Genomic DNA, 20046 nt, shown 5'->3' on the forward strand with positions numbered 1-20046 from the left:
AGGTTTCGCTCTGGCTCTTCAGGCAGGTCTCCTGACTCTCAGCTCGGTATATTCAACACCTTCCCACGTATTGCAGTGGTGTTGTTCCGAAACATGCTGATTACAGTGGCGGGACCGTACCGGGATTTCACCGGTTTCCCTATTATCTCTGTTCCCAGAGCACCTGAAGAGATAGATTCAATTCGTTAGTAATCCTATTGAATATCGGATAGTACGTCAAGTATCATTTTGCTGCCGCAGGATATAACGTTGCCCAGACTCACAAATCGCAGTGTACACAGCCGTGGCGAGTCGCTCTCCAAACTCGGTAGCAAGCCCTGTGTACTCGATGGGGCACTCCCTTTGATATTCGGGATTTTGAGTAGCACCGACGACCACAGCATCTGTTGTTGTACCCGTTGCGATTCGCCCGTCAAGACACGTGACTGCAAGATCGGAAAGCGCCGCAGCCTTTGCCTCTGTTACAGTGATCACCGACTCAACGAATGCTTCTTCAGTCATGTATCCATCAACGATAACAATCGTATTAATCGTGCCGGGCTCCAAAGACTTGAGGTATTCGCCGCCAACACGGGCTGCATTGGAAAATCCGGCTGTAACACATACTAAAATACTCCACTGTGCCCCTTGCACTTCCGCCCATCCAGCGTCTTCAAGACGTGCAGCCGTCATCAGAGCTGCAGCGTTATTCTCCTGAATCCCCAACTTAGACAACTGGAGAGACAGATCAAGTTTCGGGGCTTCGCAGTTGTACGTCTTGGGAACTTTGAAGTTCACGATATCACACAAATTGTTCATGCCTCCGCCGTGGATGGCTGAACTGATGGTGCGTAATCTTCCATTGGATCTAATATGAATGAGCTCCCTATTTTGCGTCCAGTGAACACCACGATTTTCCCAGAACAGAGTGGATTGCCGAGGGTCTTTCATAGACATTATCCGTCAAGACTCCGTAGAGGTGGTGCTTGAATGATTTCTTCCTTCTCGGAAAACTTCTGTACTGTTCTCGTAAAGGACATCTTTTTGTTCCCGTCTCGCATTGACGGCGCGCGCGAGGACAAAGAGCAAATCGGAGAGACGATTCAAGTATTTAAGCGTAGGTTCGAAGATATTTTCGACCTGCATCAACGCAACCACATGCCGCTCAGCTCGCCGGACAACCGTACAGGAAACATGAAGCGTTGCCGCCGCTTTATCACCGCCGCGTAAGATAAATCTGGTAACCTTGTCTGCCTCCTCCTTATACCGGTCAATGAAAGGTTCGAGTTCTCCCGCTGCCTCTTCCTTGGTCCGAAATGTATACTTGGCACCTGGAACTGCAGCCAAGTCAGCTCCTACATCCCACAAGGTTTGCTGAACCTGATAGAGCAAATTGATGATATCTGCATCCGTTGACTCATTCAATTCACTGATTGCCATGCCAATAAACGCCCCTGCCTCATCCACTGTTCCATAGGCTTCAATACGCAAGTCATGCTTGTAACGTCGCTCTCCGCCAATCAGTGCAGTCTTCCCTTTGTCTCCACCACGTGTATAAATTCTCATAACTTTGTATCCTCCTCGTTTTCCCAATAGTCTTGATAGATTAGACTCTGCAATTCCAATCGCTTTCCCCAGCCGACACGTTCGAGTAGCGGAATGTCCGGGAAATGCGATGTGTAACCTACGGAGAGTAACGCCACCGGATCGATGTGCTCGGGAATCCGAAGGATTCGACGAATGTCAGCCTTCTGGTAAATACTCACCCATCCTAATCCGATGCCTTCAGCCCTCGCAGCCAGCCACATGTTTTCAATCGCGCAGGAAGTAGACATCAGATCCGTTTCAGGAATGGTATTTCTCCCCAGCACATGTGGACCGCCGCGGGTGGAGTCGTTGGTTACGCAAATCGTGAGTGGGGCCTGCAACAGCCCCTCCACTTTTAATCGTAAATAGTAATCTTGCTTGAGGTCCTGATAATTGTCCGCTGCCCGTACCCGTTCTCCCTCAACGGTTTGTTGGATCTCACGAAGGCGTTCCTTGTCTCGAACCAGTATAAAATTCCACGGTTGCATAAAGCCGACAGACGGCCCGTGATGTGCCGCCGCAAGAATCCGCCAGAGGGCACCTTCATCAATTTCATCCGGTAGAAAGGACCGAATATCCCGGCGTGCAAGAATGGCCTTATACACCGCGTTTCGCTCTGCTTCTGTAAAATCTGTCACGGTCGGACTTCCAGATATCATCGGTGAACCAGCGCTACCGTGCACAGGACGAAACTCGGAATCGTGATGAGTTCGATGGGGGTTTGATACCCTCGCGTCTTCAAATGTTGCAGTCTCCGCCATGACCTGACACATGTTTCGAATTACAGGCAGTACAGACAACGCCCCAGACCCTTCACCGAGGTGCATGCCCCACTTTACCAACGGCTCGAAGCCGAGCGCAGCTAGTGCGTAAGCATGGGCTGGTTCAGAAGACTCGTGAGAAGCAATCAGGTAGTCCTTTACGGCTGGGTTCAATCTACAAGCAAAGAGTGCCGCAGCTGTTGTAATAACGCCGTCGAGCAGTACCGGGATACGATGATAAGCACAGGCAAGATAGGCTCCTGCCACGGCCCCAATTTCAAATCCGCCAAATTTCCGAAACACGTCCCAGGGATCCTTCGAATCCGGTGACAAGTGCTTTACCGCTGCCTCAATCAGTTGAATCTTCAACCGCTTCTGCTCTGTGGATATACCAGTGCCGTCACCAACTAGAAGCCCGGGAGAAAGGCCCAGAAACACAGAGAGCAGAGCGGTACTGGAAGTGGTATTTCCGATGCCCATCTCCCCGATGACAAATATATCAGCCCCCTGACTGACGTGTTTCTCAACAGCTTGAATTCCAATTTCCACGCACTTTTGCGCCTGGTCTATGGTCATGGCAGGCTCATGAACGAAGTTTTTTGTTCCGAGCCCAACTTTTTGAACCAGCACATCTGGGTGACGAACGCGCGAACGGATCCCTACATCTACGACCTGAAGCGGTATATTTTGCTCCCGGGCCAGCACGCTGCTCACAGCGCTGCCCATGCACATGTTGACCACCATTTGTTCAGTCACTTCCTCTTTGTACGCAGACACACCCTCGGCGCTGATCCCATGATCAGCAGCAAAGATGAGCACATGAGGCGACTGAAGAGTAGGGATGACCCGTTCCGTCATAGAAGCCAGTCGAAGAATGATGTTTTCAAGTGTCCCCAAGCTGCCAATCGGCTTTGTGAGGTCGTCGAGTCGGTGACGCGCTCTTTCGGTGACCTCCTTGTTTTGTGGTGGAATATCACCTAAGACGCGATTCAACGCAGATGTCAAAGTCTACTCCTCCAAGTCAAGATGACATGAAAAAAGCTATCTCCAACCGGAGATAGCTGTCATACACGTATTTTTCACGAGTGACACTCACCTATCGTCCGTAGGCTATGGTCGAACAACAGGAAAGGCAGGTCTCCTGGCTTAGGATCATTGTCCATGGTTCACCTTCCCAAACATATATGTTCAGTGGTGTCGAACCGGACTCACCCTTACAGTGGCGGGACCGCACCGGACTTTTACCGGTTTCCCTATTTTGTTCACTTCTCAGTGAACACCTTTCCTGACTATGAAGTTGTCCATCATTACACTTTCATCGTAATCCCAACAGATGTCCATGTCTAGGTACTGAGGAAACTTTAAGGATATCAACACCAATTGTCCTTTCTACGCGGAGTTACTGTTTTAAGATATGTCTATTTCTACAACAGAACCATTCGCTACAATCGGTGGTAAATCATCTATTCTCGTGATCTGTGTGGATTTAGTGGAGGTTGTTCTGGTCATCATCGTAAGTAAACGAATCACGCTTCCGTGCGTAACCAGTAAAATACGCTCCTCAGAATACTGTTTTGTGAGTCTCCTTAGTCCTGCTTCTAGGCGCCCTCGAAAACTCGACATCAGTTCAACACCAGGAAACTTATCCAGCATCTCGATGTCAGCAATCTGAAATTGTTCATAAACCTCATCTTTTCGCAGACCTTCGAACATACCAAAGGCCCGTTCTGCAAAAAGAGATTCTTTTACAAGAGGAAGACCCAGCCATACTGAGCAAAGTTCGGCTGACTGAACCGCTCGTCGTAATGGGCTGGTAACAACCAGTGAATAAGGGTACTCCACTCGAGCAGAGAATCGGACAATTTGTTGCTCACCTGTCTGGTTGAGTGGAACATCCATTTGCCCTTGTAGACGTCCTTCGAGGTTCCAGTCAGTCTGCCCGTGACGTAACAGGTGAATTTTCATTTCCGGCCCCCAGAAATTCTTTTGGTTTTACATGCCTGTTTGTTCGTCCGCAAACACTGCTGCGGGCGGCCCATGGTTTTTCCACCCCGTAGCGTACGTGCTCTCTTCCCGGCAGACAGCGTGGTCTGAACGTCCTCCGAAATCCCGATTTGAAATTCGTGAACATTAGCAAACTGTCAAACTGAGCATCAAAAACGAGGTGGTCGGAAATCCCAGCCACCTCGTGCTATTTTGGTAGCCCGTTTACGCACAAACCTTTGATTCTTGGCCATTAAGTGAGAAACTGCTTTAGTTCGACACTCGCTCTACGGGGATCTTCTGCGTGTAAAATGGCAGATACGACAGCGACGCCGTCCGCACCTGCTTCCAAGACTGATTTTACATTGTTTAATGCAATGCCCCCGATGCCAACGACCGGGCTCGAAACATATTGTGTAATCGCGGCCAATCCGTCGATCCCGCACATATCCGCATCTGACTTAGACCGCGTCGGGAATACAGCACCGACGCCCAAGTAATCTGCCCCGTCCCGCTCAGCAGTCTTTGCTTCTTCGAGCGTACATGTCGACACGCCAATGAGTTTATCTCCTAGCAACCTCCGCGCATCTCGGCAAGAAATGTCGCTTTGTCCCACGTGAACCCCATCCGCTTGGGTAAGTAACGCAATGTCCACTCTGTCATTCACAATGTACAATGCACCAAAAGATTTCGTAAGCTCTCGAATGCCATGACCGAGTTCAACAAGCCTCCGGCCGTCATCGTGTTTCCTGCGCAGTTGTACGGTCGTTACGCCACCCTCAAGCGCACTTCGGACGGTTGTAAGAAGTTGTTCTGGTGAACTCTTGTCATCGGTTACCAAATACAACGCGAGTCTTTTACGCAAATCGCGAATAGATGCCATATCTTTATCTACTCTCCTCGTTCCATCGTCCATTTCGAAACACGTAGAACGCCGAAGACATCGGTTCAAACCTTGCAGGAATTGGGGCAGATTGGTCCGTCGGGCCATGCCCCGCACCTACATCCCACGTTTTCGCCCGTTTCACGGCTTCATATATAAAGGCTTTCGCCATACCTACGGATTCCAAAATCGATGCTCCACGAGCCAACATTGAGGTTATCGCGGAAGAAAACGTACACCCAGTCCCGTGCGTCTTGTACGTGTCCACTCTTTCTGACGCAAAATAGGTAAATTCACCACCTACATACACGAGATCCACGACTAAATTCGGGGCATCCTTTATCCAGTCTGGTGGCATATGGCCGCCTTTGACGATGACTGCCCGTGGCCCGAGGGCTGCAATATCGATAGCGGCGCGGTGACAGTCCTCAAAATCACGAATAGAGTATCCGCACAACTCTTCAGCCTCTACCACATTCGGTGTAATGACCATTGCCAAAGGCAACAGTTCGTCCTTGAGTATCTCGACGGATTCTTGTCGAAGTAGAGGAGTCCCGCCCTTCGCAACCATCACTGGGTCCACTACTACTTTTTCAATGTCTATTTCTCGAAGAAAAGAAGCAACCGTATGTATAATCTTAGTGTTGACAAGCATGCCCGTCTTCACGACGTCTATCCCAAGATCCGTGTACACGGACTCCAATTGAAGTCGCACAAATTCGGGGGTTACTTCATAAATCCCCTGTACGCCGTTTGTATTTTGTGCGGTCAGGGATGTCAACACTGACATTCCGTAGACTTGGAACTGATGCATGGTTTTCAGATCTGCCTGAATCCCAGCACCGCCTCCACTGTCCGATCCCGCAATGGTAAGTGCCCTGACAACATGGCCCTGATCCGTTCGAATCATGATGCCATCAAAACGCGTTCAGAGGAATCGAGAAATGAGTTGTATTGCATTCGAGGTTATTCAAAAACGACATGCAAAAAGCCTCCTTATCATAGAGGCCTCTAGGGGACAGGAAGCTCCGAATCCACAGGAGCGCCGTGACGGACTTCTGCCACTTTCCTACGCTGGTATTATCCAGATCAGGTGCTAAGGGTCCAAGGAGTATTCCCTGTCTCAGCAGATTGCCCCCCTAGTGGCTCTATTCTGTTAGGGTCAATATATCACGAATCATGAATTTTATAGCAATGCTTCTTGCCTAAACTACATGCCGATGTACCGTGCATATAGGCTGCGGGCAATCACTTCGTCTTCCACCCCGTGAATAAGGGCTCGCCCGTCAGCGAACAACGTAATTTGGGTGTCTCCAAAATCGCATCGCAAAAGATGCGCATTGTGGCGAACGTGTCCAAGTTGGGACAACCGACTGGCCATCTCATCAAGCTTTAAATGAAATCCACCAGAAGGGGAAACTTGAATGGTCCTTCTTCCACACATAGAGACAGTCAGACTGTCTGAGTTCGGCTGAAGCGAATCAAACTGTCTATCATGACAACAAGAGCAGTTCATTCTCGGATTGCCCATTTGAACACTGCGAAACTCATTGCCCCAAACATCGATATGGATCAGGGCATCATTGAGCGCCTCTACATTTCCAGTCAGATATTTTATGGTCTCTGCAACTTGAAACGAAGCGATGATAGATACAACAGGCGCTATCACACCGACAGTGTCGCATGTGTCGTGGTTTCCGCCTAACTCCGCTCCAAATAGACATACAAGACATGGTGTCTTTCCAGGGCGAAAGAAGGAGGTAGTTCCATATGAGCTTACCGCGCCGCCGTAGGACCAAGGAATGTTATGTTTTACCGAAACGTCGTTGATGAGGTATCTGACTTGGAAATTGTCGGTTCCGTCAAGAATAACATCCACGTTGGTAAGAAGAGTCTCAGCGTTTCGCCAAGTCACATCCTCAATCACAGCCTCGATGGCTATGTCTCGATTGGCGTCTCGCAATTTCTCAGCCGCCGCAACCGCTTTGGCTTGACCTTCCTCCGCGTCCACTTCGTCATACAGAGACTGTCGCTGAAGGTTGGATGGCTCAATCACATCCCTATCAATTAAACGCACGAAGCCAACGCCCGCTCGTACAAGTTGAGTCGCCAATACCGTTCCGAGTGCACCAACGCCTACAATCGCAACTCGAGCCTCAGACAACTTTGTCTGCCCTTCAATTCCAATTGGACGAAATAGGATTTGTCGTGAGTACCGTTCATTTTGCATGGGCATAGGCGTGTCTCTCCCCTTCATTGACACGTTTCCATCCATCAGCATATGAATCGCCGTGAATGGCTCAGTTTTACCTGAATTTAAACCATTGCGCAAGGTCACGTTTGGTTGGCGGCGTAAAAGCGTTCTTGACGGTATTACCCCCTGCATGATAGCCTAAGTCCGTCTTTGCGATGAATTCCGGAACGTAATGGTTGAGCCGGCGCGAAGTCCATAGACTTGCACAATCGATGCAACACACCAAAGCAAGGTGTCGTTTGTTGGGTTCAGATTGGAAACCCGCCGTACCTATTCATTAGGCACGGCTTTTTTTATTGAGGTGAAAAATGAGCGCAGTCCTGCATGTCATCAGTGATAGAACCAGGCACCGCTCACCTCTGCTCGAGGCCCTTGGCCTCTCAGCCGAAGGTGGTGCTGATGTCATTCAAATTCGAGAAAAGAAAGCCCCCGTGTCGGAGACCTACTCCTTGGTCACGGAGTTACAACGGCAGCTCTTCGCCAAGCAACAGTCACCAGCGCTTTTTGTCAATGACCGAGTCGATGTCGCATTCGCCGCCAATCTCGCTGGGGTACACCTAGCTTCGAAGTCTCTGCCCATTCCGGTGGTTGACCAGTTGCGCCGACGGGTAAATTGGTCGGGACAAATTGGATGCTCGGTGCACAGTCTCGACGAAGCTCTAGCCGCTGAACAGGCGGGTGTTGACTATGTCACATTTGGACACATCTATGCGAGCGAATCTCATCCAGGGATGCCTCCTCGTGGTTTATATGCGCTACGCAGAGTGGTCGAGGCGTTGTCTATCCCGGTTATCGCCATCGGAGGGATCGATCGCTCTAATCTTGCCCCTGTTTTGGAAACCAACTGCAGCGGTGTCGCCGTCATCGGCGCTGTGCTCAACGCGGCCAACCCTCTAGAGGCCACAAGAGCCTTGAAAGAAATCATGAACGATTCAACTGCGCTTCCGAAAATCCCATTTGTACGTCATCAGAACGTATCTGACAAAGGAGGAGGCTTATAATGACTGAATCATTTGACGTTGTTGTCATTGGCGGCGGTGTGATTGGAATGACCGGTGCTTGGCGTCTTGCTCAAACCGGTCGGCGTGTGCTGTTACTGGAGCGGGACCGTACCGGTGCCGAAGCGTCAAGTGCAGCTGCAGGCATGTTAGGCGCGCAATTAGAGGTGTCCGAACCCGGACCTTTCTACCAGCTCTGTCTGGAAAGCCGCTCGCTGTACCAAGCCTTTGTTGACGAGTTGTTAGAATACACGGGTGTCGATGCTCAGTTGATTCACAACGGAATTTATCAAATAGCCTTCACACAAGACGAGGTGCGCGCACTAGAGGAGCAAATGGAGTGGCAAATTCGAGGAGGTGCGCGTGCCGAGTTCCTGAGTAGCACCGAAGTAACCCACGAGGAACCTACTGTGGCGGAAAACTATGGTGCCCTATACCTCCCAGATGACAGCAACGTTTATGCTCCCCTTCTCACCCGGGCACTCTCCGTTGCGGTCAAGAAGAGCTGTAGCGTGGTGGAAGGGGCGGAAGTTACGGCTATCCGACCTCAGAGTACTGGCGATTTTGTCGTATCAGCCCAAAATGAGACGTACGTCGCTGGAGCTGTTGTTGTCGCTGCTGGCGCCTGGGCACAACGTTTGTTGCCGTCTTTTCCAGGACAAATCCAACCCGTCAAGGGCCAACTCTTAGCCATTCGACCACGCCAGGCAACATTAAAACACACCCTCTTCAACGATCACGCTTACCTCGTTCCCAAACGAAATGGAACCATCGTGGTCGGGGCCACCGAGGACCGGGAGGCTGGATATAATCGAGACGTTACCACTGATGCAATCCAATGTCTGCTTTCTTCCGTTAAACGGATTGCCCCCGGACTGTGCGATGCCACGTTTGAACGAAGTTGGATTGGACTTCGTCCAGGCTCTTCCGACCCGCACCCGTGGATTGGCCAACTGGCCGCATCGCCTGGCCTTCATGTCGCAGCCGGCCATTTCCGAAATGGCATTCTGCTTGCCCCTGTGACCGCCAATATGCTGGTCGACTCCGTAGAGGGTCGCCCGTGGCCGAGTCACTGGCAAGCATTCCATCCAGCACGCGCATCTGAAAAAAACGAGGTGACACGATGATGGACATCTATGTGAATGGCAAAACGAGATCGATTGAAGAGAACACCACCATCGAGCAGCTTATCGAGCGACTTCATCTGGCTCACGAGCGGATTGCCGTGGAACACAACCGAAGCATTCTTGAAGCAGCCCAGTTTTTCAACGTCGTTCTAAAAGCAGGAGATACCTTGGAGATTGTTCGATTTGTGGGTGGAGGCTGACTGATTCAATCATCCAAGTTAACAACTGCCTACAAAAGGCATGCAATAGAAAAGGGAGGAATCGTGCATGGAAAACTTAATGATTGCGGGTCGTACCTTTCAATCTCGACTCATGGTTGGCACGGGAAAATACAGCTCATTCAGTCAAATGAAAGATGCGCTTGATGCGTCTGGTGCAGAAATTGTCACCGTCGCCGTTCGTCGGGTCAATCTTGATGAACGCGAGGAATCCTTGCTTGCGTATATCAATCTCGATAAATACGTCCTATTGCCAAACACAGCTGGTTGTAGAACCGCTGAAGAAGCAGTTCGCACGGCTCGTCTCGCCCGTGCCGCTGGCTTGTCCAACTGGGTGAAACTTGAGGTCATCCCTGACGACGGCACACTATTACCAGACCCAGTAGCTACAGTGGAAGCAGCGGAAATGTTGGTTAAAGAAGGGTTCGTCGTCTTGCCGTACACCTCCGACGACCACCATGTGGCCCGGCGTTTGCTCGACGTGGGATGCGCGACCATCATGCCCTTTGGATCTGCAATCGGAACAGGCCAAGGACTGCCAAACCCAGAACGGTTGAAGCGCATTATAGATATGGTCGCAGGACGTGTCCCAGTCGTCATCGATGCTGGCATTGGCGTTCCATCGGATGCCTCACTCGCTATGGAACTCGGCGCAGATGCGGTCCTTATCAATACTGCCATCGCAAAGTCAGCCAATCCGGTCAAAATGGCCAAAGCCATGGCGTTAGGTGTAGAGGCAGGACACCTAGCCTATCTATCAGGGCGTATCCCACGTACAGAAGTGGCCTCCCCTAGCAGTCCTGAGATCGGTCTCGTCGGTTCTACATCCTAGAACTCAATTTTAAGGTTGTAGCTTTTCAAAAACGATGATATCTTTAAGCCAACTTGATAAGTCACACGGGAGCTCGGCAAACCGGGCTGAGAGGGCGAATGGATGTTCGCCGACCGTTAACCTGATCTGGATAATGCCAGCGTAGGAATTGTGTTGCACATGTCATTGGTTGTGCAGACCGCCGCGATCGCTATCCGGCGGTCTTTTTTTGATTTTCCAGAAGCAGCAAAACATATTGACAGGGGAGGCCAGAACATGTCCGAGAACACTTCATTCTTTCCAAGCAGTCAGAAAGTCTACGTATCGGGTTCCCGACCAGACATTCGAGTCCCGATGCGAGAAATTCAGTTGTCAGCTACCACCGGCCGCTTTGGTGAACAAGCGAACAATCCAGTACGCGTGTATGATACCAGTGGAATCTATACGGACGTCAATGCCACAACGGACATTCGACAGGGACTGCACCCAGTCCGGGTAGAATGGATTTTAGATCGCGAAGATGTTGAAGAGTACGAAGGGCGTAAAATCCTGCCGATAGACGATGGCATGAAGGGTGACAGAATCAGAGACAATCAAGAGGTGTTCCCTGGATTAATGCGCAAACCTCTTCGCGCAAAGCCAGGTAAAATCGTCACTCAAATGCATTACGCAAAACAAGGTATCATCACACCAGAGATGGAATTTATCGCGATTCGCGAGGGTATGGATCCTGAATTTGTGCGTAAAGAAGTCGCGGAAGGCCGCGCAATTATTCCTTCCAACATCAATCACCCTGAAAGCGAACCGATGATCATCGGACGCAACTTCCACGTTAAGATCAATGCGAATATTGGGAACTCTGCGGTCGCATCCTCCATTGAAGAAGAAGTCGATAAGATGAAGTGGGCGACGCTATGGGGAGCCGATACAGTGATGGATTTATCAACGGGGAAGAACATTCATACGACCCGTGAATGGATTATCCGAAACTCTCCTGTGCCTATCGGTACAGTACCTATTTACCAGGCCCTCGAGAAAGTCGGCGGAGAAGCCGAAGCATTAACCTGGGAAATCTATCGCGACACGCTCATTGAACAAGCTGAACAAGGCGTAGACTACTTCACCATTCACGCAGGTGTATTGCTGAGATACATCCCATTGACTGCGAAACGCGTGACAGGGATTGTATCCCGAGGTGGTTCGATTATGGCTGCCTGGTGCTTAGCCCACCATCAGGAGAGCTTCCTCTACACGCACTTCGAAGAGATTTGCGAAATTATGAAGGCATACGATGTGTCGTTTTCCTTGGGTGACGGTCTTCGTCCAGGCTCGATTGCAGACGCGAACGACGAAGCCCAGTTTGCGGAACTTGAGACACTTGGTGAATTGACTAAGATTGCATGGAAACATGACGTTCAAGTCATGATTGAGGGTCCTGGTCACGTACCCATGCACAAAATCAAGGAAAACGTAGATCGCCAAATGGAAGTGTGTCATGAGGCTCCTTTTTACACGCTTGGTCCGCTGACGACCGACATTGCTCCTGGATATGACCACATCACTTCAGCAATTGGTGCAGCAATGATTGGCTGGTACGGCACTGCCATGCTGTGTTATGTGACCCCCAAGGAGCATCTGGGACTTCCCAACAAAGACGACGTGAAGGAAGGCGTCATTACTTATAAAATCGCTGCACATGCAGCTGATTTGGCAAAAGGACATCCAAACGCACAGCACCGTGACGATGCCTTGTCCAAAGCACGTTTTGAATTCCGTTGGCACGACCAATTTAATCTGTCTTTAGACCCTCAGCGAGCCATTGCCTTTCACGACGAAACGCTCCCTGCGGAGCCTGCCAAAACAGCTCATTTTTGCTCAATGTGTGGTCCAAAGTTCTGTAGCATGCGAATCACACAAGATATACGCGAGTACGCCCAAGAAAGAGGCTTGAATCTAGAATCAGCAATTACTACCGGAATGGATGAAAAGTCCAGGGAGTTTCGTCAATCTGGAAGCCAGATTTATAAAGCGTAAAAACACAAAAATGAGGCGGTCATTCATATTTAACCGCCTCATTTCGTTGCCAGACCGGCGAGTGTCAACGGAAGGGGGCTACGCCCTTTGTGGTGTAGCCCTTTGTGGTGTAGCCCTTTTTGATGTGAGGGCGTGAGGTTCCGTATCACGCAAAATGCGACATTCTATCAAAGGCTTGTTGTAAATTGTTGAAAGACTACCAGCAGCATGATATATTCCACGTAAGAATTGGGGCAAACTCGCGGAAACGCGGGGACGCAAAGCTACGGGTCTACGGGATATCATCCTATGATGGCCGGGTTGCACTCACCACTGATTTTCTGCCCCTGCGACGAAGGGGCTTTTTATGTTGGGAGGCTCCCATAAAACTTGTGACTTTGACGAATTATGTAGAAACCACCAAGGGAGGCAATTTGTTTGTTCGCAAGAAAACGTAGTCTTGCATATGCACTACCTGTAGTTGCACTTGTTCTGGCAGGGTGTGGCCAGCAAAGCCCTTCGCCGAACTCGACACCAGATACGGGTGCTGCAGTCAAGCAGTTTATTCAACAGGAGAATTCGCAGATTCAGGCAGTCAATCAGGCATTTATTCAGGAATCAAATCTCTTTAAAGAGGTAAGTACAAAGCAAATTTCCTACAACAGCTTCAAATCATCCTATGCAAAGGTGCAATCCCAGGTGAGTGCTGATATCAACAGCATTCGTAACGCCACAACGCCACCCGGAGCAGGCGCCTGCAAGAAGGATTACATCTCGTTGCTGAACGAGGGTGCGAAGGTCTTTTCCGATCAGGAAAAAGCCATTCTTCCTGACAGGACCGTGGATAAGAAACTGGCTGCAACCGTGCAAAAGGAACTGAATCAATTTGTATCTGACTCCAAAGCACTAGCTTCCAAGTACGGATTGAACTAAATAGGTACGAGTTGAACGAACCCGAGTCTTTTAAGATAGTTACCCATCGACCGACATAAATCGTAGTTTTCCTCGAATGGTATATATATCCGCTTGACGCGGTTCGACAAACTATTATTCAGGGAGATGAATTTTCCATGAAAGCTGTAAAAGGCGCAGTAGCAGTTGCGATAGCATTATCAACACTCGGGGCGATGTCAGGTGTCGCGTTTGCAGATACCAGCAACAGTACGTCCTCTACCAACACAACGACGAACACGACTACGAATGCAACAAGCAACACCGCAACCGACACAAACACGACGACAGATACCAGAGTAAATACAGATAATGGAACATCCAATAGCACATCATCTTCAAGCACCGGGATCACGTCGACTGATGTAAATTCTGCCTCGCCATCTAGCTACTTGTACTTTGTTCAACAAGTGACTCAGGCTATCAGTGTTGCGCTCGCGAGTTCCGACCTTCAACAAGCGCAGTTACTTGCACAATACGGGCAGCAGGACATTACACAAGCGAACTCTCTGCTTCAGTCGGGTCAAACAGACGCTGCCAATTCGTTGCTTACGACAGCGCTCGGCAACCAGCTTTTGGCGGCGGACAGCTTGAACAACTCCGCCCAATCAGGCCAAACAGGAACAACGTCGACCGCCAGTCTTCCGCAAGTAAAAGGTATGATTGCCGGAAACTTAACTGCTTTGGCCACCGCTCTGCAACATGTAAGCAACCCAAGTGCACAGGCTGCGCTAGAAAAGAATCTGGCCAAAGCGTTCTCACACCTGCAGATGCGGCTTTCTCACATCGGGCATGAGCCACAACAGGATACTTCATTAAGTACCCTGGTGCCAAATACCGCAACCTCGAGTACGGCAACTTCTACTACCAACCAAAATCAGACCGGCACGAATTCTACGGCTACACAGAGTACAACAGCGTCCAGTACCACATCAACAAGCACGGGATCCCAGACTCAACAGTCGAAAGGCCAGACAGCGCAGGGCCACCAATCGCAAGGTCAGGCAGCACAGAGTCACGGAAACAGTTCTCGTGGCAAGGGACACAGTTCCAACACGGCTAGTGTCGTGAATAACACCGTGTCCACAGTTAACTCAGCGGTGACTAGCTTGACGAACAATACCAACACCACCAGCACCACGACAACAAATACCTCTGCAACCCAGGCAGCCACAAGCTCACAAAAGGGCCAATCTGCTGCCCAAAACGGATCGACACACGCAAACTCGAATCACGGTCAGGGTGCGGGCAACGCTTCAAATGGCCAAGGACATAGCAAACACTAACATCTGTTATTCTCGGTGAAGGCGATGACGTAAATTAGTTTGTGTAAGCATTCCACAACATAGGAAAAGTAGGGTATCCTCAAGATTGCTGAAGTCCAGAGGAGATGACCCTACTTTGTTCCAGATTAACAGAGAATCACTCGCTGCTCAACTCGAAACTCAAATGGCTGACCTTTTGAAACAGAAGCTTGAACTTGTCTTGCGTGAGGAGATCCGAAACTTCTTGGAGGTGGAACATCCGGAACTGGGAGACAGCCGCAACGGTTATTACACCAGAGGGATGGACACCCGTTTCGGAAGGGTTGAAGAATTACGAGTTCCACGTGACCGCATGGGCGAGTTTCAAACCAGTGTGTTCGAGCCATATAGCCGGCGAGATGCATGGCTTGAAGAGACGATTATCGCGATGTACAAGGGTGGAATGAGCACACGAGAAGTCGGGCAGTTTGTGGAGCGGATACTGGGTGTTCAGTACTCGCCGACCACAATTAGCAACATCACGAATGTCGTTTTGCAGGATGTAGATGCCTGGCGTAAACGGCCCTTAAAGCGGCGGTATTCCGTTGTCTATATGGATGGGATGTATGTATCGCTGAAGCGGGATACGGTGGAAAACGAGTCCATATACGTCGTAATGGGAATCGATGAAAACGGACATCGAGAAATCCTTGGCTACTACGTTGGTGGCAATGAAAGTGCCACCTCCTGCCGGGAGATTTTCATGGACCTACGTGCACGGGGGCTTGAGGAAATTCTGGTGGGTGTTGCAGATGGATTGTCGGGACTGAAAGATGCGTTCCTCGCTGTCTATCCCAAGGCTGACTTTCAACGCTGTGTAGTTCACAAACTGCGCAACACCATCGTTAAAGTCCGAGCAAAGGACAAACCCGCTATTCTAGAGGATTTGAAGGGCGTTTACTCCAGCGCAGCATACGAGGAGGCGCTGGGATGCTTCAAGCTATTCGAGAGCAAGTGGAATGCAAAGTATCCACGTGAAGTACAATCCTGGCGGGACGATTTAACCGACCTTTTGGTCTTCTACAAATACCCTGAAGCCATTCGCTACGCCATCTACACAACCAACGCCATTGAGCGGACGATTAAGGAAATACGCAAGAGAGTGAAACCAATGAACAGTATTGCCAACCTGGAAGCAGCAGAGAAGATTGTCTATCTCTTTGCGAAGGACTACAACGAAAAATGGTCGAAACGAGCGCTGAGAGGATTTGCAGAAGAGGGTACTAAAGTAGAGCTCAGCAAGATGTTCACAAACAAATACGGCGCCACTGTCAGGCACGAGTCACTCAACGACACCCTTTAACCACGAGCCTGCGTGGATGACTGCAACAACCGTAACAAAAGGCCTGTGGATTTATGGACAACCCAAGGACAGGGTTGCCCACAAGCCCACAGGCCCTACACAGGGGAAGCCGCTTCGCTCCTCCCCTCTGGCCTACGGCCATTCACCCCTCCCACTCCATCTACAAAGAACGAACAAGGGGGTGATACAGCTAATGTAAAAGAAACCGAATATTCAACGTAACAGTTAAAGCTCTACAAAGACAGGACTGTATACTTGAGGCTCTATCCGCTTCCTATAAATGGATTTACACAAAACTCTTGACGCTACCGTGAAAGCCATACAAGGCCACTGCTCGGGTAGGTAGAACACCCAGCAGTGGTCTTCTTTATTGTAGTAGTGACGAGGCGGAGGATTTTCAGGACGTAAGTGGACTCAATCGGGTAAGAGGAGACTCTTGTGAGCCCCAGTCTCCCCCCACCGTACATGCGGGTCCGCATACGGTGGTTCTTCATGCTTGCCCAACCATGACCACATGGTTGATGGGATGATCTGTGATTCGTGCCAGAGTTGATTAAGCCCTCACTTGTGAACCGTCGAGGCTCCACCTTTCTCTTTCACAAGGAGTCCCCGTCGTAGGGATTCTGCTCTTCACACCAACCTCTCGAACTAGTCACTGATATCCTCTACACGACGTTCAGCCTTTCCGATGCTTTGCATCGTACTATGACGTCTGCTGACTTCTGCCAGTGTAGTCTTGCCTTCCGACAAGGGTTGTTTAGGTGGATCAGTCGATTCACCCGCACGTGCTAGCAGATCTCCCCGCGGTAAGAACGACAACTTTCGCCCCATGTACCTGCCCAATAAACGGGGTCACAACTTTTTGATACTAAAATTATTTGGATGAGACATGACAAAAATCTGCTTTGAAAACGTAACTGAAATTCAGAAACCAGAATTTATATACTTAATTTGTTATGTTTATGCAATGTGTACAAGATGTACATATTGCATATTCGCCCCCGTTCGTATTATGAGGTCAGCCAGTTATTGCTGGTTGACCTCATTTTACTTTAGAGGTTTACTGCGGTAGCCGGGTCGGACGTCCGCCCCCGTGGGTCCATGAACCCGTGCGCTAAACTGTCCGCCCCCTACTTGCACAAGCATGATTGAGGCTGGTTGGGACATCGATCTCGTATCACAAGCGAAGCTATGGTAATGCAAGATGGATAGGGGTTTTCCGGCAAGTATATGTGAAGGGAGTAAATCAATGAATCCTGTAGTTGGTCTGGATGTTGCCAAGGGAGAAACAGAAGGTCAGGTATTCCTGGATAAAGAGAAACCGCATGGCAGGCACTTCAGCATCGTCCATACGACCGACGGTTTTGAGAAGTTTCGTGAAGTGTTGGAGGGCGTTGAAGCCCTGACAGGTGCGAAACCAACCGTGATCTTGGAATCAACCGGACACTATCATGTCCCGGTGGTGCAGTTCCTTGAAGAATACAGCTACGTGTACATTGTGGTGAATCCGCTCATCTCACACCAGGCGAAGAAGTCCAGTCTTCGAAAGGTGAAAACCGATGCCATTGACGCCTATCGTCTCTTTGAGCTCTTTTACAAGGAAGAGTTTGAGCCACTGCGTAAGCGTGGGATGCACCTCTTGGATTTGCGGAGTTTAACCGGACAGCGTGATGCGGTCACGAGTCTGTTTATTCAAACCAAGCTGCAGTTCCACGCCGTGTTAGACCTTGTCTTCCTTGAGTATCGTGGTATTTTCGGGGATCTGTTCTCTCAGGTGTCTTTGAAGACACTTCTCGCTTTTCCAACTCCAGAGGCAGTTTTTCAAGTGTCAGAAGCTGAGCTAGCCGAAAAGATAAAAACGCTATGTAAAAGCCGTTCGGAGAGCTGGGCAGCAAGGATGGCGCAGGACATTATCCAAGCCGCAAACCGCAGCCCGTTTCGTACGGTGTTGCTGTCCAGCCATTTGTTTAGCTTGAAAATGTACATCCAGATGATTCTGGAATACAAAGAGCACCTATCCGACCTCGAAAACCAGATAGATGCCCTCGCTGAACAGATTGAAGAATGTCAAATTGTCCAATCTATCCCCGGAATCGGCGATACAATCGCAGCCACGATTATTGCTGAAATCGGAGAGATAGAACGGTTCAATCACCCAAAGAAGCTTGTGGCATTTGCCGGTGTGGACCCGAGTGTCCATTCGTCAGGAAAGTTTACCGCCACCATTAACCGAATCACCAAGCGTGGCTCAAGCCGGCTACGTCATGCATTGTACTTGGCGGTCCTAGCCTACGGAAAACCGGAAGCAAGAGACGACAGACGTTCTACAAAGCCAAGCGAGAAGATGGCAAAGCTCACAAGGTCGCCCTTGTCGCCTGCATTAACAAGCTACTGCACTGGATTTATGCAGTGCTGAAGAGCCATAAACCGTTTGTAGACTTGGTATAACTGCCACAATTGCTGTGCTAAAGAAAAACCTTCGATGATCACATGGACGGTTCTTTGTCATGTTCGTTTTCAATTTAACACTGCGCAGCAACTAATTTCACTGGAAATGTTGACAAGCTATTAGCTGGTTTAACGTAAGTAGATTCAGAACTAGGTTACCAGTAGGGTGGCAGGTAAGGTCTCGCACATTGCCTTTAGTCAGTGAGCTAGTCTTTGAGTAGGATTACAGCACTCTAGTTGCAATTGACCTGCCCAAAGTTTAGCTGCGGGTATTGGCAGCCATGATTTTATAATAAACTGTAAAGTGCTGATCTTGTTACAGATCGCTATGAGGTCGGGGGCACTGGACGCTGTGCCAAGAATTCCAATCTCTGCGTTTGACCTCGGAATACCGAGAGTCGCAACGGTACCGAGAAAACCGAAGCGGCGTCTGTCTATACACGAGAGTGCTGACGACCAGTAAGTTCAAGTGCTTAGCAATGAAACTTGCGATGCCACGGGACGGGACCGCTCCTCTTCATCTGCGCCTCATTTCCCGTTTTTGACTTTCCATTTTCGGCGACCTGCGTTACTCTCGTCAACTCCCCATGGTTACTGTTGGATTCACAAAGTGGGGAAGCGGCAGAATGTGAAATCCCGGAGCATTCTTGGTCACTCATACCAACTGGACCCGTCGTATGAGGCGAATGTGAGTACAGCACGAAATCCATATACCACAATCATAGCCACAACCATCAACACAGCGCCTAGTTGCTGGTTTGCAAGCAATCTGTGGAAGGGGGCGATCCCATTGTATGAGTTGTACCACAGGTGCTGTGAGATCGCGAGAAGCACCGGAATTGGCATCATGAAGTTCGTCCCGAACAAAATGTATCCAAGCTGAAAGCCCCTGCTTAGTCGCGGGATCTCGGGTGCAGGGCTGAGTAACGGCCACCAAAGGAATACGGCTGCCGCCATCAAAACCCAGGCATCCACAATGTGCAGCCAGTTGTACTTTAAGTTGGCTTCGAAAATCACAGGGAGAAGAAATAACGATGCAAGTCCGTAGTAGACAATGAGGGCAACGAAGGGGGAAGTTAGCACACGCACAGTTCGGAAGATCCACCGAATCTGCAGAACGGCCCTCGCCATCCAGGTGGGAATCCCCGTAAGAAATAGCCACGGCAGTACGAGTGTCATCAAGACCATCTGTAGAACGAAGACCGAGAATGACCTGTTTTGTGCAACAGCGTCGATCGGTGAACCCATGGCGCCATATAGCACAATCAGATACGCCGCGAACATCACTTTCTGCTTAGTCGTGGCTTGTTGTTCAGCTGACTTTCCCACGTGGCGATCGGCATATAGGTACAAAAAGAAGATCAAGCCGATCATGACGATCAGTTCTGGGTGCCACAGTGACATCATTTGCAACATACTTGTTCTC

At 49.8% G+C, this 20046-nt stretch carries 16 protein-coding genes, 1 pseudogene and 5 riboswitches; of the genes and pseudogenes, 9 read left to right on the top strand and 8 right to left on the bottom strand.

The genetic code is table 11. The features are described 5' to 3' along the window. Positions 1 to 4: 4 nt before the first annotated feature. A riboswitch (cobalamin riboswitch) is annotated at positions 5 to 182 on the bottom strand. Positions 183 to 216: 34 nt separating this feature from the next. The 7 genes from AN477_RS21675 to AN477_RS21705 all read right to left on the bottom strand — a co-directional run bounded on the left by AN477_RS21675 (position 217) and on the right by AN477_RS21705 (position 7423). After that, a complete protein-coding gene (locus tag AN477_RS21675) occupies positions 217 to 936 on the bottom strand; it encodes an adenosylcobinamide amidohydrolase (protein WP_054971259.1) in 720 nt (239 codons plus the stop codon). A 6-nt stretch (positions 937 to 942) separates the two neighbouring features. Then, positions 943 to 1545, bottom strand: a complete 603-nt coding sequence (locus tag AN477_RS21680; RefSeq protein WP_054971260.1) for a cob(I)yrinic acid a,c-diamide adenosyltransferase — start codon at positions 1543 to 1545, stop codon at positions 943 to 945. Then, positions 1542 to 3332 (bottom strand): nicotinate-nucleotide--dimethylbenzimidazole phosphoribosyltransferase, encoded by a 1791-nt coding sequence (gene cobT / locus AN477_RS21685; protein WP_211266048.1) that lies wholly within the window; start codon positions 3330 to 3332, stop codon positions 1542 to 1544. The genes AN477_RS21680 and cobT overlap by 4 nt, the downstream gene beginning before the upstream one ends. Positions 3333 to 3441: 109 nt before the next feature. After that, positions 3442 to 3626, bottom strand: a riboswitch (cobalamin riboswitch). A 108-nt stretch (positions 3627 to 3734) separates the two neighbouring features. Next, positions 3735 to 4292: a histidine phosphatase family protein gene (locus tag AN477_RS21690; RefSeq protein ID WP_054971261.1), complete on the bottom strand. Its 558-nt coding sequence runs from the start codon at positions 4290 to 4292 to the stop codon at positions 3735 to 3737. Positions 4293 to 4563: 271 nt separating this feature from the next. Next, positions 4564 to 5193, bottom strand: a complete 630-nt coding sequence (gene thiE / locus AN477_RS21695) for a thiamine phosphate synthase (protein ID WP_054971262.1) — start codon at positions 5191 to 5193, stop codon at positions 4564 to 4566. A 4-nt stretch (positions 5194 to 5197) separates the two neighbouring features. Then, a complete protein-coding gene (gene thiD, locus AN477_RS21700) occupies positions 5198 to 6103 on the bottom strand; it encodes a bifunctional hydroxymethylpyrimidine kinase/phosphomethylpyrimidine kinase (RefSeq protein WP_054971263.1) in 906 nt (301 codons plus the stop codon). A gap of 139 nt (positions 6104 to 6242) precedes the next feature. Further along, a riboswitch (TPP riboswitch) is annotated at positions 6243 to 6344 on the bottom strand. A gap of 59 nt (positions 6345 to 6403) precedes the next feature. Next, on the bottom strand, positions 6404 to 7423 hold the full coding sequence (locus AN477_RS21705) for a ThiF family adenylyltransferase (RefSeq protein ID WP_054971296.1): 1020 nt from the start codon (positions 7421 to 7423) through the stop codon (positions 6404 to 6406). A 332-nt stretch (positions 7424 to 7755) separates the two neighbouring features. Between AN477_RS21705 and AN477_RS21710 the strand changes: the two genes are divergently transcribed. The 9 genes and pseudogenes from AN477_RS21710 (at position 7756) to AN477_RS21750 (ending at position 18620) form a co-directional block, all read left to right on the top strand. Then, positions 7756 to 8448 (top strand): thiamine phosphate synthase, encoded by a 693-nt coding sequence (locus tag AN477_RS21710; RefSeq protein WP_054971264.1) that lies wholly within the window; start codon positions 7756 to 7758, stop codon positions 8446 to 8448. Continuing rightward, positions 8448 to 9572: a glycine oxidase ThiO gene (thiO, locus tag AN477_RS21715; protein ID WP_054971265.1), complete on the top strand. Its 1125-nt coding sequence runs from the start codon at positions 8448 to 8450 to the stop codon at positions 9570 to 9572. The genes AN477_RS21710 and thiO overlap by 1 nt, the downstream gene beginning before the upstream one ends. Further along, positions 9569 to 9772, top strand: coding sequence for a sulfur carrier protein ThiS (gene thiS, locus AN477_RS21720; protein ID WP_211266049.1), 204 nt, complete (start codon positions 9569 to 9571; stop codon positions 9770 to 9772). Before thiO ends, thiS begins: the two co-directional genes overlap by 4 nt. Before the next feature lie 67 nt (positions 9773 to 9839). Next, the gene (locus AN477_RS21725; RefSeq protein ID WP_054971267.1) at positions 9840 to 10622 is read left to right on the top strand and encodes a thiazole synthase; all 783 of its coding nucleotides are present in this window, start codon (positions 9840 to 9842) and stop codon (positions 10620 to 10622) included. Between the two features lie 56 nt (positions 10623 to 10678). Next, positions 10679 to 10788: riboswitch (TPP riboswitch) on the top strand. A gap of 89 nt (positions 10789 to 10877) precedes the next feature. Then, complete coding sequence (thiC, locus tag AN477_RS21730) at positions 10878 to 12635, top strand: phosphomethylpyrimidine synthase ThiC (RefSeq protein WP_054971297.1); 1758 nt, start codon at positions 10878 to 10880, stop codon at positions 12633 to 12635. A gap of 222 nt (positions 12636 to 12857) precedes the next feature. Further along, positions 12858 to 12943, top strand: a riboswitch (cyclic di-GMP riboswitch). Positions 12944 to 13052: 109 nt separating this feature from the next. Continuing rightward, on the top strand, positions 13053 to 13547 hold the full coding sequence (locus AN477_RS21735; RefSeq protein WP_054971268.1) for a hypothetical protein: 495 nt from the start codon (positions 13053 to 13055) through the stop codon (positions 13545 to 13547). Positions 13548 to 13684: 137 nt separating this feature from the next. After that, positions 13685 to 14851, top strand: coding sequence for a DUF5667 domain-containing protein (locus AN477_RS21740; protein WP_054971269.1), 1167 nt, complete (start codon positions 13685 to 13687; stop codon positions 14849 to 14851). Between the two features lie 115 nt (positions 14852 to 14966). Then, positions 14967 to 16172 carry an IS256 family transposase gene (locus AN477_RS21745; RefSeq protein WP_281176396.1) on the top strand — a complete coding sequence of 402 codons (1206 nt, stop codon included), beginning with the start codon at positions 14967 to 14969 and terminating at the stop codon, positions 16170 to 16172. 1249 nt (positions 16173 to 17421) lie between these two features. Continuing rightward, positions 17422 to 18620: pseudogene (locus AN477_RS21750) on the top strand (IS110 family RNA-guided transposase). A gap of 651 nt (positions 18621 to 19271) precedes the next feature. Here AN477_RS21750 and AN477_RS21755 read toward each other — a convergent pair. Next, positions 19272 to 20036: a cytochrome c oxidase assembly protein gene (locus AN477_RS21755; protein ID WP_054971270.1), complete on the bottom strand. Its 765-nt coding sequence runs from the start codon at positions 20034 to 20036 to the stop codon at positions 19272 to 19274. Positions 20037 to 20046: the final 10 nt, after the last annotated feature.

The organism is Paenalicyclobacillus ferrooxydans (assembly GCF_001399675.1).
Lineage (GTDB): Bacteria > Bacillota > Bacilli > Alicyclobacillales > Alicyclobacillaceae > Alicyclobacillus_B > Alicyclobacillus_B ferrooxydans.

Excerpts from the sequence above, each read along its gene's own strand:
- AN477_RS21710 (WP_054971264.1), top strand. The coding sequence starts at position 7,756 with ATGAGCGCAGTCCTGCATGTCATCAGTGATAGAACCAGGCACCGCTCA.
- thiD (WP_054971263.1), bottom strand. The coding sequence starts at position 6,103 with ATGATTCGAACGGATCAGGGCCATGTTGTCAGGGCACTTACCATTGCG.
- AN477_RS21690 (WP_054971261.1), bottom strand. The coding sequence starts at position 4,292 with ATGAAAATTCACCTGTTACGTCACGGGCAGACTGACTGGAACCTCGAA.
- AN477_RS21725 (WP_054971267.1), top strand. The coding sequence starts at position 9,840 with ATGGAAAACTTAATGATTGCGGGTCGTACCTTTCAATCTCGACTCATG.
- thiC (WP_054971297.1), top strand. The coding sequence starts at position 10,878 with ATGTCCGAGAACACTTCATTCTTTCCAAGCAGTCAGAAAGTCTACGTA.
- AN477_RS21675 (WP_054971259.1), bottom strand. The coding sequence starts at position 936 with ATGTCTATGAAAGACCCTCGGCAATCCACTCTGTTCTGGGAAAATCGT.
- thiE (WP_054971262.1), bottom strand. The coding sequence starts at position 5,193 with ATGGCATCTATTCGCGATTTGCGTAAAAGACTCGCGTTGTATTTGGTA.
- AN477_RS21680 (WP_054971260.1), bottom strand. The coding sequence starts at position 1,545 with ATGAGAATTTATACACGTGGTGGAGACAAAGGGAAGACTGCACTGATT.
- AN477_RS21740 (WP_054971269.1), top strand. The coding sequence starts at position 13,685 with ATGAAAGCTGTAAAAGGCGCAGTAGCAGTTGCGATAGCATTATCAACA.
- AN477_RS21705 (WP_054971296.1), bottom strand. The coding sequence starts at position 7,423 with ATGCAAAATGAACGGTACTCACGACAAATCCTATTTCGTCCAATTGGA.
- thiO (WP_054971265.1), top strand. The coding sequence starts at position 8,448 with ATGACTGAATCATTTGACGTTGTTGTCATTGGCGGCGGTGTGATTGGA.
- AN477_RS21755 (WP_054971270.1), bottom strand. The coding sequence starts at position 20,036 with ATGTTGCAAATGATGTCACTGTGGCACCCAGAACTGATCGTCATGATC.
- thiS (WP_211266049.1), top strand. The coding sequence starts at position 9,569 with ATGATGGACATCTATGTGAATGGCAAAACGAGATCGATTGAAGAGAAC.